Below are 12,258 nucleotides of genomic sequence, written 5' to 3'. Positions count from 1 at the left end.
TGGAGGCGTGTCCTCCCCCTCTGGCAACGCGACACCCTGACGAAAAGCGCGTGAGGTCGGCCCTGGCTGCCGATTCAGCCAGGACCGACCGTTGTGTTCCTCGAACGGTGAGACTGATTCAGTCAGCCCCTCACCGCGTCCTCCGTCCGACTGTCGAGAAACCAGAGGAGCGACCAGCCAGGCCGTGACAGCCGGATGCGCACGAATCTGAGCGATGCCAACCGATCACCGTCAGAGCGGCCGTTCGTCCCGAAGCTGCGCGGCACCGCCGGGTCGGCCCCAGAGGTCCCTGGTGATCCGTGCCCGGAGCCGGTGAGCGGCGCCCGGATCCGGTACGCGGTCCGGCCCCATCACCGAGCGCGCGACGAGCTCTGCGAGTTCGGGGATCGAGTCGAACCCGGCGCCGCGGCGAACGAACTCCTGGCTGCCCAGCCTCACCCCTTGCGGTGGAGCCGCCGGGTGCTGCCAGGGCAACCGGCAGGCGCCGGCGTGGATCCCGTCGCCTTCCAGTCGCCGCACCACATCGGGACCGCCGCCGAAGGAGCCTACGTCCAGCACGACCTGATGGGTCCGGCTGTAGTGGCGGCCACGCCCGGCCACCGCCAGACCGGCGAAGTCCAGCCGTGCCGCCAGTTCGGCGGCGTACTCGGTCGTGGGAACGGCCCAGGCCGGTGACTGCTCGACCGCCTCGGACGCGGCGATCGCGAGCGGACCCAGCCGAGCCGGATCGTAGTTCGACAGCAGGACCGGGTAAGCAGCGTGGGAGAGTCGTTCAGCGAGCTCGGGATCGTTCGTCACGGCAGCGCCGCCAGCCGGTCCTCCATAGGTCTTGTACGTGGAGAAGGTGACGACGTCGGCGCCCTCGGCGAGCGGGTCCTGGAACAGTCCCGCGGCGATCAGGCCGGCGGTGTGGGACGCGTCGTAGACGACCACCGCGCCGATCTTGCGTGCCGCCGCCTTGATCGGCTCCAGGTTGTGAGGGAACAGGGTCACGCTTCCACCGACCAGGATGATCCTCGGGCGTACGGAGCGCACGAACTCCTCCACAGCGCTCACGTCGACGTCGAAAGCCCCTGCCGAGTAGGGCAGGTGTTCGACTTTCAGCCCGCGGACACCCGCCGTGCCAGCGGCTCCCTGATGGCTGGCGTGCCCGCCCGCCTCCGGGGACAGCACGGCGATCGTGTCGCCAGGCTCTGCGAACGCGATGTAAGTCGCGAGGTTGGCCATCGTCGCGGTGACGAACCGCACTTCGGCGTACCTCGCCCGTAAAGAACGGGCGACCTGTTGCATCGCAACGACTTCGAGGTGCTCGATGTCCTGGGTCCCGGTTTGCAGCTTCTCTCCCGGCCAGCCCAAAGCGGGCCGGGTGGACAGCCCCGTGTCGTGTGCCGCCAGAACGTTCGGGGAGAGCACGTTCGTGCCTGCGTAGAGCGGAATTCCGGTGTCGTCGGCCCGTCGTCGATGACGGGCGATCGTCTCGGTCACAGCCGAGGTGACATAGGCACTGGCGCGCTCGTCGTGTGCGTTTTCGAGGCCGCGCAAGCGTTCCTGTGCAGCAGCGGAGGCCCACGGCGCGATTGCCGAGGTGTCCGGTGCGATACCGGCTTTCATCGATCCGATCTCCTGTGGACGGTGCTGGAGTGCACGATGTGAATTCGCATCAGTCGACGGAGTCGAGCGCGGGTACGGCGGCCGGGGCCGGCCCGTCTGCCGCGCCCTGCCTGCGCTTGACCAACTGATAGCCGCCTACGAGAACCAGAGCCCAGATCGGCAGCGCGTAGAGCGCGATCCGCTGAGCCGGGTCGAAGGCGAGCAGAACGGTGACGAAGGCCAGGAATCCGAGGGTGATCCAGCACAACGGCGTCGCGAAGGGAAGGCGGAAGCTGCTGGAACGGACTTCTCCCCGCTTGAGGCGGCGCCGGTAGACGAGGTGGCAGGCGACGATGACGCCCCAGCTCCAGATCGCGCCGAGCGTGGCGACCGAGGAGATGTAGACGAAGGCCTTCTCCGGCACGACCGCGTTGATCAGCACACCGATGAACATCACCGCACCGGACGCGATGACCCCGGCGGCGGGAACGTGGCCGCTGTTGGTCTTGATGAAGCGCTTGGGCGCCAGGCCGTCCGCAGCGAGCTTCTTGAGCAACCGGCCGTTGCTGAACAGCCCGGCGCTGCAGGCGGACAGTGCGGACGCGGTGACGACGAAGTTCATGATGCTCGCCGCCGCTGGCAGCCCCACGTGCGCGAGCGCCTTGACGAACGGGCTCTCCGCAGCGCTGAACTGGTCCCAGGGGAACAACGACAGGAGCACGATCAGGGTGCCGAGGTAGAAGACGCCGATCCGCCACGGGACCGAGTTGATCGCGCGGGGCAGCACGCGCTCGCGGTCCTTGGTCTCCGCGGCCGTCATTCCGATCAGCTCGACGCCCTGGTAGGAGAACACCACGATCTGGAACGCGAGCAGAACCGCGGGAAGGCCTTGTGGCGCAAACCCTCCGTGGTCCCACAAATTGCTCAGGCCGCCGGTCTGGCCGGCCGGGCCGAGGTCGAACAGGAGTACCGCGGTGCCACCGGCGATGAGGCCGACGATCGCGATGATCTTGATGGAGGCGAACCAGAACTCGGCCTCACCGAAGACGCCTACCTTGACCAGGTTCAGGGCGACGAGTGCGAGCAAGCCGATCAACACGATCAGGTACTGAGGTACCGAGGGGAACCAGTACCTGATGAAGATGCCTGACGCGGTCAGCTCACCCATGCCGATGATGGTCCAGGTGATCCAGTACCCCCAGCCGGTGATGAACCCGTACGCGGGGCCGAGGAACTCGCGGGCGTACTCGGCGAGGCTTCCGGTGACCGGGCGATACATCAGCAGCTCGCCGAGAGCCCGCATGATGATGAAGATGAACAGGCCCGTGATCGCGTACACCGCGATCAGCGCGGGTCCTGCGTACGCGATGCCTTTGCCAGATCCGAGGAAGAGGCCGACGCCGATGGCACCGCCGATGGCGATCATGCGGATGTGACGTGTGGTGAGGCCCTGTGCCAGGCCATCATCGCTGAGCTCCGTTGCTGAGCGGGCATCTGTCATGACGGTGCCTTTGTCCGAAGTGGATGGGGAGCGGAGACGGCAACTGCCGGGCGTCACCGGCTGACCCGCTGCCGGTCCTCTCGTCAGGACCGGTAGCGGCGGGGGCCGGGACGCCCGGCAGTTGCGACGGCGCGGACGCCGGATCTACTTGTCAGAGCGCGATGGTGACGTTCTTGACCTGGGTGAAGCTGGCGAGAGCGCCGTCGACGGAGTACTCCCGGCCGATGCCGCTCTGCTTGTTGCCGCCGTAGGACATGCCGGGCAGCTGGCCGCCGCCCCGGTTGATCTGCACCCAGCCGACCTCGAGGGCATTCGCGGTCCGGATCGCGGTCGTGATGTCCTTGGACCAGACGTAACCGGCCAGGCCGTAGTCGCTGTCGTTGGCCTTGGCGATCACGTCGGCCTCGTCACGCCAGGGGATGACCACGAGCACGGGCCCGAAGATCTCCTCCTTGGTGATGTCCCAGCCCTCTTCGGCGCCGACGAAGATGGTCGGCGCCACGTAGAAGCCGTCGCCGTCCACCGGGCGGTCCGGGCCGCCGGTGATCAGCTTGCCGCCCTGCTCGATGCCGGAGCGGATGTACCGGCACACCGTGTCGTACTGCTTCTCGCTGACGATCGCGCCGATGTCGCTGGACTCGTCCAGCGGGTCGCCGATCTTGAGCCCGGCGAGCTTCGCGACGAGCTTCTCCAGGAACGAGTCGAAGATGTCCTCGTGCAGGTACAGGCGCGACCCCGCGGTGCAGGACTGGCCCTGCCGGGTGAACCGCATCCCCGCGATCACACCGTCGACCGTGGCGTCGTTGTCGGAGTCGGCGAACACGATGGCGGGCGACTTGCCGCCCAGTTCCAGCGTCACCGGCACGATGCGGTCCGCCGCGGCGGCGAGGATCTTCTTACCGACACCCGTGGAACCGGTGAAGGTCAGCTTCGCCACGTCGGGGTGCACGCTCAGCGGCTCCCCCACGGCCTCGCCCGTGCCGGTCAGCACGTTCAGGACGCCCGACGGGAGGATGTCGTCGGCCCACTCGGCGAGCTTCAGCACGGCGAGCGGAGCCAGCTCCGCGGTCTTGAGCACGATCGTGTTGCCCATCGCCAACGCCATCGCGATCTTGAGGGAGGACAACGTGACCGGCGCGTTCCACGGCACGATCGCGCCGACCACGCCGAGCGGTTCGCGGACCGTGTAGCTCAGCAGGTCGTCGCCGAACGGAAGCGTCTCGCCCTTCTGCTCCGACGCGATCTGTCCGTAGAAGCGGAAGATGTCGGCACCACTGGCCGCCTCACCGCGGGCCTGCGTGCGGATCGCGTTGCCGGTCTCCGACGCGATGAGCCGGGCGAGCTCCTCCGCGTTCTCGGCGATCTTGTCACCGATCCGGGTCAGCAGCTGTCCGCGCTCGCGTGCGGGGAGCGACCGCCAGTGGCCGAACGCGGCTTTGGCCGCTGCGACGGCGGCCTCGACCTCGGGCTCGCCGGAGCTGGGCACGAGTGCGATCGTCTCGCGCCGGCCGGGGTTCTCGACGGCGATCCACTCGCTGGAAGCGGCTTCGACCCAGGAACCGCCGATCAGCTGGAGCTGCTTGCGAGCGGTGTCGTCCACAGTGGTCACTTGGGGTTCTCCTTGGTCTGCAGGCGGATGCCGGTGAAGTCCTCGTAGAACTCCACGACGCTGGTGAAGTCCTGCTCGCCGCGGCCGTCCCGCTGGCCGATGCTGAACAGGTCCCGGACCAGACCGGTCACCGGGGTGGGCAGCTTCGCCTGCGAGGCCGCGTCGAGGAACAGACCGAGGTCCTTGTGCATGAAGTCCAGGGCGAAGCCCGTCGGCCGCTCGGCCGTGAACAGCGTGCGCGGGAAGTAACCGCTCAGCACGTTGCTGTTGGCCGAACTCGCGCTGAGAACCTCCACTGCGATGTCGAGGTCGACTCCGGCCGCCACGACCGAGCTGAGCCCCTCGCCCAGCGCCACGATGTTGGTCGCGGTGATCTGGTTGTTCGCGAGCTTGAGCGCCTGCCCGCTGCCGGACGGACCGACGTGCACGACCTTGGCCGCGTAAGTGTCGAGCAACGGCCGGACGTACTGCACGGCTTCCGGAGTGCCGCCGATCATCACCGCCAGGGTTCCCGCCTCGGCTCCCTGCACGCCGCCACTGACGGGTGCGTCGAGAAGCGAGGCCCCGAATTCCTGAGCGCGCAGCGCGAGACGGCGGCTCGTGGACGGGTCGATGGTGCTGTGGTCGACGATCACCAGACCGTGCGACGCGGACGGCAGGATGTCCTCGACCACTCGGTCCACGATGGACGGTGTCGGCAGGCTGAGGAAGACGACGTCAGAACCTGCGGTGGCCGCTGCTGCCGATTCCACGGCGCGGGCCCCTGCGGCGACCGCGCGGTCCACCGCCACCTGGTCCAGGTCGAACACGGCGACGTCATGGCCCGCCTTGACCAGATGAACCAGTACCCGGCTGCCGATGTTGCCCAGGCCGATGAAGCCCACGGTTTGGGTCACGAATTGCTCTCCAATCACCAACGGTCGTCGCTGTGGCGCCGACCGGAGTTCGTGCTTGCAGACGCTAGGCAGGTGTGACCGGGGCCACGACGAGCAAATGACGAGAGGTGACACACTGCGCACTCGACATTTGTAGAAACCCGGTGCCCGGCGCCGCGGCGTGGCCACAAGGAGTGTGTTGTTCCCCTCTGAGGCGCAGGATCTGATCGACGAGATCGCCGACCGGCTCGGCACGGGGGTCTCGCTCGACGACCTGACCGGACGTCTGGTCGCCTACAGCACCCAGCACGGCGGCGCCGACGACGCCCGAGTCCGGGCGTTGCTCCAGCGGCGCGCGCCCGCCGACGTCCGCGATTGGGAGGATCGGCACGGCGCCTGGCGGGCCGCATCGCCGATGCTGATACCCGCGAACGCGGCACTCGGGATGAACGCGCGCGTTTGCGTTCCGCTGATCAGCCGTGGAGTCCGCGTCGGCCTGCTGTTCGTGCTCGTACCGGACAAGGCTGACGACGCCGGTGAGATCGCACTCGCCGGCGTCGGGGTGATATCCGATCAGGTCGAGGTCCTCTCGGCCTTGTTGTACGAATCGGCGTCCCCGCATCTGGACGAACGGCGCGCCAGGGAGAACGACTTCACCGCCGCGTACCAGGGCGACACCGCCGCACAGGAGAGGGTGCAGCAGCACATCAAGGTCCGAGGCGCACAACGTCTCCACCTCGCCGTGTCGATGTTCGCCACGAGCGGCGGCCGCACATGGACGCAGTCGGCCCAAGTTCGGGTAGCCGCACAACAGGTGGTCGCACGGCTACCCGGTGTCCTCGCGGGTGTGGTGCACGACACCCACGTCGTGCTGCTGCTGCGCGCCGACAGGGACACCGACCCCGGATCGATCGCCCACACGTGGCTCACGGAGGCGATCACCGGCCAGAGAACACAGGACGAGGAACACCTGGCGACCGGCGTCTCCACCGGCATCTCCGCGGCCGAAGCGCTTCCGTCCCACTACCGCCGCGCCGCGGTGGCCGCACAGGTGGCGGTCGTCGAGCCTGAACTCGGTCCGGTGACGCGTTGGGACGACATCGGGCCTTATCGGATCATCGCACCGGGCGATCACGACTTCGGGGATTCTCCTATGCTCGAAGCGATTCGAGCTCAGGACAGCACAGGAGCCCTCGCCCGGACCCTGGAAACGATCTACGACTCCCCGGGCACGATTCAGGAAGTGGCCGACCTGCTTCACCTCCACCGCACCAGCCTCTACTACCGCATCGGCAAGATCCGCGAAATCATCGGCAGCGACCCGCTCGTCGGTGCCGCACGGCTCGAGCTCCACCTCTCGCTCAAACTGCGCCGCTGGAGCACTCGCCCGCAGATCTAGTGGTGCGTCTCGGAACGTTGGCGAGGTAATCCACGCTCAGCAGGGTGCATCGTGGTGCCGCCCCCACGCTCCCGTACAACGTGTACGAGGCCGTGGGGGCGGCACCACGATGCACCCGTCTGACCGCGAATTCCCCGGCAACGTTCCGAGCCACACCACTAGTCGCGCCAAGGGTGCGCCCCGAGAAAAGATCACTCCCCCGCTACTCACAGAGCCTGATCGACGACTGTCCGTAATCCTCGGTTAATTCTCATCAGTTCATGGAGACAACCGAGCAAGCCGTAAAAGATCACTAACGTCGAAACAAAGTCCTGTTGAGAGCACTGGGAAGTGTGCGATGAACGAACTTGTTTTCGAAGAACTGCCTTTCGCGCGTCAGAAGCCGTTCGACCCGCCAGCCGAGATCACCAAGATCCGCGAGCAGGCCCGCCTCAGCAGGCTGAGGTTCGCTGACGGCCACCTCGGCTGGCTGGCCACGGGATATCGCCAGGTGCGCGAGATCCTGGGCAGCCCGAAGTTCACGACCGAGCCGCAGAACCAGCACGTGTTCGACTATCAGCTCCAAGCCAGGGACTCCGGGGACGGACACGAGATCGAGCCGGGGATCTTCGTCTTCCAGGACCCGCCAGAGCACACCCGGCTGCGCAAGCTGTTGCAGGGCCAGTTCACGGTCCGGCGGATGAGCCAGCTGTCCGAGTGGATCAGCAAGATCGTCGATGACCAGTTGGCGCACATGAGGTCACTGGGCGGCAAAGCGGACCTCGTGACGGAGTTCGCGCTCCCGGTGCCGTCACTGGTGATCTGCGCGCTGCTCGGGGTCGACTACGACGAGCGGCACAGGTTCCAGGAGGACACCGCGAAGCTGCTGAGCCTGGAGGTGGCGCCGGAGGAAACCCGCGCGGCCCTCGCACGCATCCAGGTGTTCATGCGCGAGCTGGTCGCCGGCAAGAAGGAGAACCCCGGCGACGACATGATCAGCGACCTGCTGGCCACCGGGGAGCCAACCGACGAGGAAGCGTCGAACATGGCGCTGCTGCTCCTGCTCGCCGGACACGAGACCACGGCGAACATGCTGGGCATCGGTACGTTCGCACTCCTGCAGCACCCCGACCAGCTCAAGATCCTCCGCGACGAACCGGAGGTCATCGACAACACCGTCGAGGAGCTCATGCGGTACCTGTCGATCCTGCAGGTCGGACCGATGCGCACCGCGACCGAGGACGTGGAGATCGACGGCCACCTGATCAAGGCCGGCGACACCGTGCTCATGCACCTGCCGGCGGCGAACCGCGACGCCGACAGGTTCCCCGGCAACCCCGACGAACTCGACCTCCGGCGCCCCGCGACCGGCCACGTCGGGTTCGGGCACGGCATCCACCAATGTCTGGGCCAGCAGCTCTCCCGCATCGAGATGAAGAGCGCGTTCGCCAAGCTGTTCCAGGAGTTCCCCGACCTCCACCTCGACATCGCGCCGGAAGACGTGCCGATGCGCGAGAACATGGGCGTCTACGGAGTCCACTCGCTGCCCGTGGCGTGGTCGGCGTGAAGATCTCCGTCGACCGCTCGAGGTGCTGCGGTTCCGGGATGTGTGCCCTGACAGACCCCGTCCTCTTCGACCAGTCCGAAGAGGACGGCACCGTGGTGCTTCTGGTGGAACACCCGGACGCCGAGCACGAGTCCACCGCGAAAGAAGCGGCAGGTCTGTGCCCGGCGAGCGCGATCACGATCCGTTGATCCGCGCCGGATGATCACCGACGGCAGGCGCCACTCGGTTCACGGCCGCTTGGCACCACGTCCGCAGTGGGCAGCCTGACCCACTTCCCGACGAGCCCGACCGGGAAGTTCCTCACCATCACGAAAAACCGGACAGTTAAACGTTCAACAGACATTGGGTTCGAACACAGCCGACAATCACACCAGTGCGGTTCCACAACCGCACGGAAACCTCTAGAAATACTAGGAAAACAGAAAGCGAACCGGCACCGCGAGCCGGGCCGACACTACCGTGTCCGCGACATCGCTCGTTCTGGACACAATCTAGGTGGTCCCGTGTTTCTGAAGTCGATTCCCAAGCTCGTCGGCGTGGTCGCGGTGGTCGCCGCCATCGGCCTGGGCGGTTCGGGCGTGGCGTCCGCAGCGAACCCGCCCTCGGACGGCGGTAGCCCTTCCTGTGCACCCGACAAGGGCAACTGCCGCCTGTACCACTTCAAGCTCGACGGCGACACCCACTCGATGGAGTTCACCGCCTACAGCGACGCGTGTACCCTCGCGAACCCCAAGAAGTTCAACGTTCAGCGGAAGAACAGCGCGAACATCTGGCTGGACCCCGCTGTGAGCAAGCACTTCTTCATCAGCTTCGACGGCCGCCCGGCCTCTGCCATGCAGGGCATGGAGCTGGTCGGCTGCGGCCACGGTGGTGGCGGCGTGACAACCTTCGTCAACAACGAGAACAAGTGCTGGCACCTCACAGAACTCCGCTCGCGCGGCGCCGGCTGCGACTGGCGATGACGAGCTGCCTCCACCGTTGAAGCGGTGCGGGCGTTCCACCGTCATCGGAACGCCCGCACCGCGCCTCCTCGACGAACGACATCACGTCAAGCCGACTTGATCGGCACGTTGATGTGGCTGCGCGCACCGACCACGCTGTCCTTGATCACGTAGCACTCCACGTAGTGGTCGCCGTGAAAGGTCGTTACCTCGCTCCGCGTCCTGGACCTGGTCGAGTCGACGATCTGCCCTCGGACCTGGTCGAGACGTTCGGCCTCGGACCCGCGGTTGAGGACCTTCCACTTGACCCGGCAGGGCTCTTCCGCATCGCACTCGACGATCGTGAACAGCAGCTTCTTGCGTGGCATCAGCGGGAGCCCGCGACGAAGCATGAATCGCAAGCCAGAGCCGTCCGAGCAAGCCACCACGCACGCGCCGCATCGTTGGCCTCTGTGTTCGCTGTTCGCTCCGCTCGTCGCAGGAAGGACTCCACTAGATCCGTCTGTCCAACGCGGTGTGCCAGAAGTGCGAACGACAGCACCGATTCTGCGGAGCCGCCCAACTGGTGACGTACGTGATCCGCCTCCAGCAACAACCTGCCGGCGAGATCGATCGCACCGATTTCGGCGGCGGCTCTGGCGACGTCGACGAGCAACGGCCCATGACCAGCAGCAGAAAAGCGTTCTGTCCGTGCGAAGTCCCGTGCCTTCTCCACCAGCGCGAGCGCCTCCGCCGGAAGGTTCGCTCTGGCGGCCTCGACAGCTACCGCAACCAGACGCTCAACGGCTTCACTTCGAGGGCGCGTACTGGCTGCCAGCGCTGAAGACCATTCCACCAACTGGGCCGCGGACTCCAAGTCACCCGCGTTGATCGAGTAACGCAGAACTCCGGTGATGGCTCGTGCACGTGAACAAGTGTCCGGCACCTCCCGGGCCACAGCCCTGACACGTGCGAGTTCATATGCGTCCAACGCTCCCCTGACCGGGCGCTCCTGCCGACCGCGATCGAGGCTGTCCATGTCACTGGCCGCGGCCAGCGCCTCAACCACGTGAACAGCAACCATGTGGTCATCGAGTTCGGCATGCGCGAACAACTCTTTCACGATGTCCAGCCGGCGTGTGCGCACTCCGGCCAGCGCCATGCGTCTGAGAAGCTCCCGACTCCGCAGTACGTCGAACTGTGCCCTGGACCGATCTTCGATCGATCGGAGCAGACTCTCGGCCAGCGCGGTCTCACCCAACGCGATACAGGCACGAACCAAGGAGGTCGTTGCGTCGGCCTGACTCAATGAGCTGCGGAGTGCGGTCAACTCTGTTCGGAGCAGCGACAGGCGGTCCGAGTCACGGCCGGCAAGTTCCGAGAGCCCGTCGATCAGTTCACCGATCTCTGGTGGCCTTGCCGGAAAGTCGCTCTCAGTCCAGACGATTTTCGTGTTGGGGAACCACTCGTAAGGGACCAGTCTTCTGCGTGCTGAGCTCCGGTCGAATCGCTGCTCCTCGACGAGTGTCCACATCGCGGCGGACACCACAGCCGACCGTTCGCCGGAATCGGTTATCTGTGCGGCCAAACGCGAGGCGCGGTCGTGCGCACCTGCAGCGCAGCAAGCGTGAATGGCGCCCGCCGTCAGCAAACTCAACTTCGTCGTGTCGTCTTCGGCCCGCTCGTCGTCACCGCTCAACGCTGTCAGGAGCTGAGCTCGTTCGTCTGGGAGCGAGACAACGCCGATGGCCTGACGGGCCGCGGCAACGACGTGCTCAGTCCGAACAACGGCCGCCGAACGCCGCAGGACGATCGCAAGCCTGGTGAGGGCGCGTGTCCGGTCGGAACCGTCGCTGAAGGAGGACGCGGTCGACTCTGCCCGGTTGACCTGCCCGAGCACCGCCCACAGCTCCGGCAGGTTGGCGGGGATGTTGCTGTTGCGCCCCAACAGGAATTCCCGGTGCACTGCCATCCGAGTCAGGGCACGCAGGTCGATGGGAGCGCGTGCGGCGAGCGCGTTTTGGGCGGCCGACAGCTCCTCCATCGCGAGTGCGTCACCGCCGAAGACGTCCAGCATGCGGTCCTGTCGCTTCGCATCGACGGCGCACTGAACCATCCGCTCGACGTCCCCGGCAGCGGACAGCATGTTGAAGTACCCCTGCAACTGATACTCGGGTGTTCCTTCCGGCCACTGCCGTTCCCGGTAGTCGTCGGCCCACAGGTCGACCCGGCGGCGGTAGTCGGCCAGACGCTGAGTTCCGAACATTCCGCGCGCCGCGACCTGCAGCTCCTCGTGGCCGAGCAGGTAGACCGGGTGGCGCGGGGACTCTCGCTTGGTGAAACTCCGGCCAGCCACCGTGGCCAGACGATCCTCGACGTCCCACGCACTCTCGCCCGCGAGCTCGGCGAGGTCGGCCGCGCTGAGTCCGCCGCCCGCCGCCGTCACCAGGCCCAGGAGGTCCCGTTCACCGGATTCCCCCTTGTACAAGGCTTTCAGCTCGCGTTCCATCTGCTCGCGGGCCGTGTCGGCGTGAGGTGAGCGGCTCAGCGCAGTCACGATCGCGGGGTCCCGCAAGGGGTGGTTCGTCGGGACATCCGAAGGGATGGGCGGATTCGGGCGGCCGGCTACGACGACTCTCATCCCCGCGCGAGGAGAGATGGGCAGCAGCCTGGCGATGCTGTGGGTCTCCGCTCCTCGATCCTCGTCCAAGCCGTCGACGAGAAGGACCAGCCGTTCGCCACGCTCCTCGCAGCGCATCGCCGCGTCCTCCAACAGACCGGCGAGATGCGACTCGCGGGTCGTGTCGGTCATCAACGT

General features: G+C 66.6%; 10 protein-coding genes. 4 read left to right on the top strand and 6 right to left on the bottom strand.

The window, feature by feature from the left end; translation table 11 throughout:
* Window positions 1-231: 231 nt before the first annotated feature.
* The 4 genes from JNUCC0626_RS47540 to JNUCC0626_RS47525 all read right to left on the bottom strand — a co-directional run bounded on the left by JNUCC0626_RS47540 (window position 232) and on the right by JNUCC0626_RS47525 (window position 5,614).
* On the bottom strand, window positions 232-1,611 hold the full coding sequence (locus JNUCC0626_RS47540; RefSeq protein ID WP_394617184.1) for a DegT/DnrJ/EryC1/StrS family aminotransferase: 1,380 nt from the start codon (window positions 1,609-1,611) through the stop codon (window positions 232-234).
* A 49-nt stretch (window positions 1,612-1,660) separates the two neighbouring features.
* On the bottom strand, window positions 1,661-3,091 hold the full coding sequence (locus JNUCC0626_RS47535) for an amino acid permease (protein WP_394617183.1): 1,431 nt from the start codon (window positions 3,089-3,091) through the stop codon (window positions 1,661-1,663).
* 151 nt (window positions 3,092-3,242) lie between these two features.
* Entirely contained in the window at window positions 3,243-4,700 is a 1,458-nt protein-coding gene (locus JNUCC0626_RS47530; protein ID WP_394617182.1) for an aldehyde dehydrogenase family protein, read from the bottom strand.
* Window positions 4,697-5,614: an NAD(P)-dependent oxidoreductase gene (locus JNUCC0626_RS47525; protein ID WP_394617181.1), complete on the bottom strand. Its 918-nt coding sequence runs from the start codon at window positions 5,612-5,614 to the stop codon at window positions 4,697-4,699. Before JNUCC0626_RS47525 ends, JNUCC0626_RS47530 begins: the two co-directional genes overlap by 4 nt.
* A 160-nt stretch (window positions 5,615-5,774) precedes the next feature.
* On the opposite strand from JNUCC0626_RS47525, the gene JNUCC0626_RS47520 reads away from it, so the two are divergent.
* The 4 genes from JNUCC0626_RS47520 to JNUCC0626_RS47505 all read left to right on the top strand — a co-directional run bounded on the left by JNUCC0626_RS47520 (window position 5,775) and on the right by JNUCC0626_RS47505 (window position 9,482).
* Window positions 5,775-6,974, top strand: a complete 1,200-nt coding sequence (locus JNUCC0626_RS47520) for a PucR family transcriptional regulator (protein ID WP_394617180.1) — start codon at window positions 5,775-5,777, stop codon at window positions 6,972-6,974.
* A gap of 337 nt (window positions 6,975-7,311) precedes the next feature.
* A complete protein-coding gene (locus tag JNUCC0626_RS47515; protein WP_394617179.1) occupies window positions 7,312-8,520 on the top strand; it encodes a cytochrome P450 in 1,209 nt (402 codons plus the stop codon).
* Complete coding sequence (locus JNUCC0626_RS47510) at window positions 8,508-8,708, top strand: ferredoxin (protein ID WP_394617178.1); 201 nt, start codon at window positions 8,508-8,510, stop codon at window positions 8,706-8,708. The genes JNUCC0626_RS47515 and JNUCC0626_RS47510 overlap by 13 nt, the downstream gene beginning before the upstream one ends.
* A gap of 66 nt (window positions 8,709-8,774) precedes the next feature.
* Window positions 8,775-9,482 carry a hypothetical protein gene (locus JNUCC0626_RS47505; protein ID WP_394617177.1) on the top strand — a complete coding sequence of 236 codons (708 nt, stop codon included), beginning with the start codon at window positions 8,775-8,777 and terminating at the stop codon, window positions 9,480-9,482.
* 86 nt (window positions 9,483-9,568) lie between these two features.
* On the opposite strand, the gene JNUCC0626_RS47500 is transcribed toward JNUCC0626_RS47505, so the two are convergent.
* Both JNUCC0626_RS47500 and JNUCC0626_RS47495 read right to left on the bottom strand, forming a co-directional pair.
* Entirely contained in the window at window positions 9,569-9,829 is a 261-nt protein-coding gene (locus JNUCC0626_RS47500) for a nucleotide-binding domain-containing protein (protein ID WP_394617176.1), read from the bottom strand.
* Window positions 9,829-12,252 carry a hypothetical protein gene (locus JNUCC0626_RS47495; protein WP_394617175.1) on the bottom strand — a complete coding sequence of 808 codons (2,424 nt, stop codon included), beginning with the start codon at window positions 12,250-12,252 and terminating at the stop codon, window positions 9,829-9,831. Before JNUCC0626_RS47495 ends, JNUCC0626_RS47500 begins: the two co-directional genes overlap by 1 nt.
* Between the last annotated feature and the right edge of the window lie 6 nt (window positions 12,253-12,258).

The sequence above is a fragment of the Lentzea sp. JNUCC 0626 genome, from assembly GCF_043632865.1.
GTDB lineage: Bacteria > Actinomycetota > Actinomycetes > Mycobacteriales > Pseudonocardiaceae > Lentzea.
The sequence above is the reverse complement of the archived record's forward strand: the minus strand, read 5'-3'. Positions and strand labels throughout refer to the sequence as shown.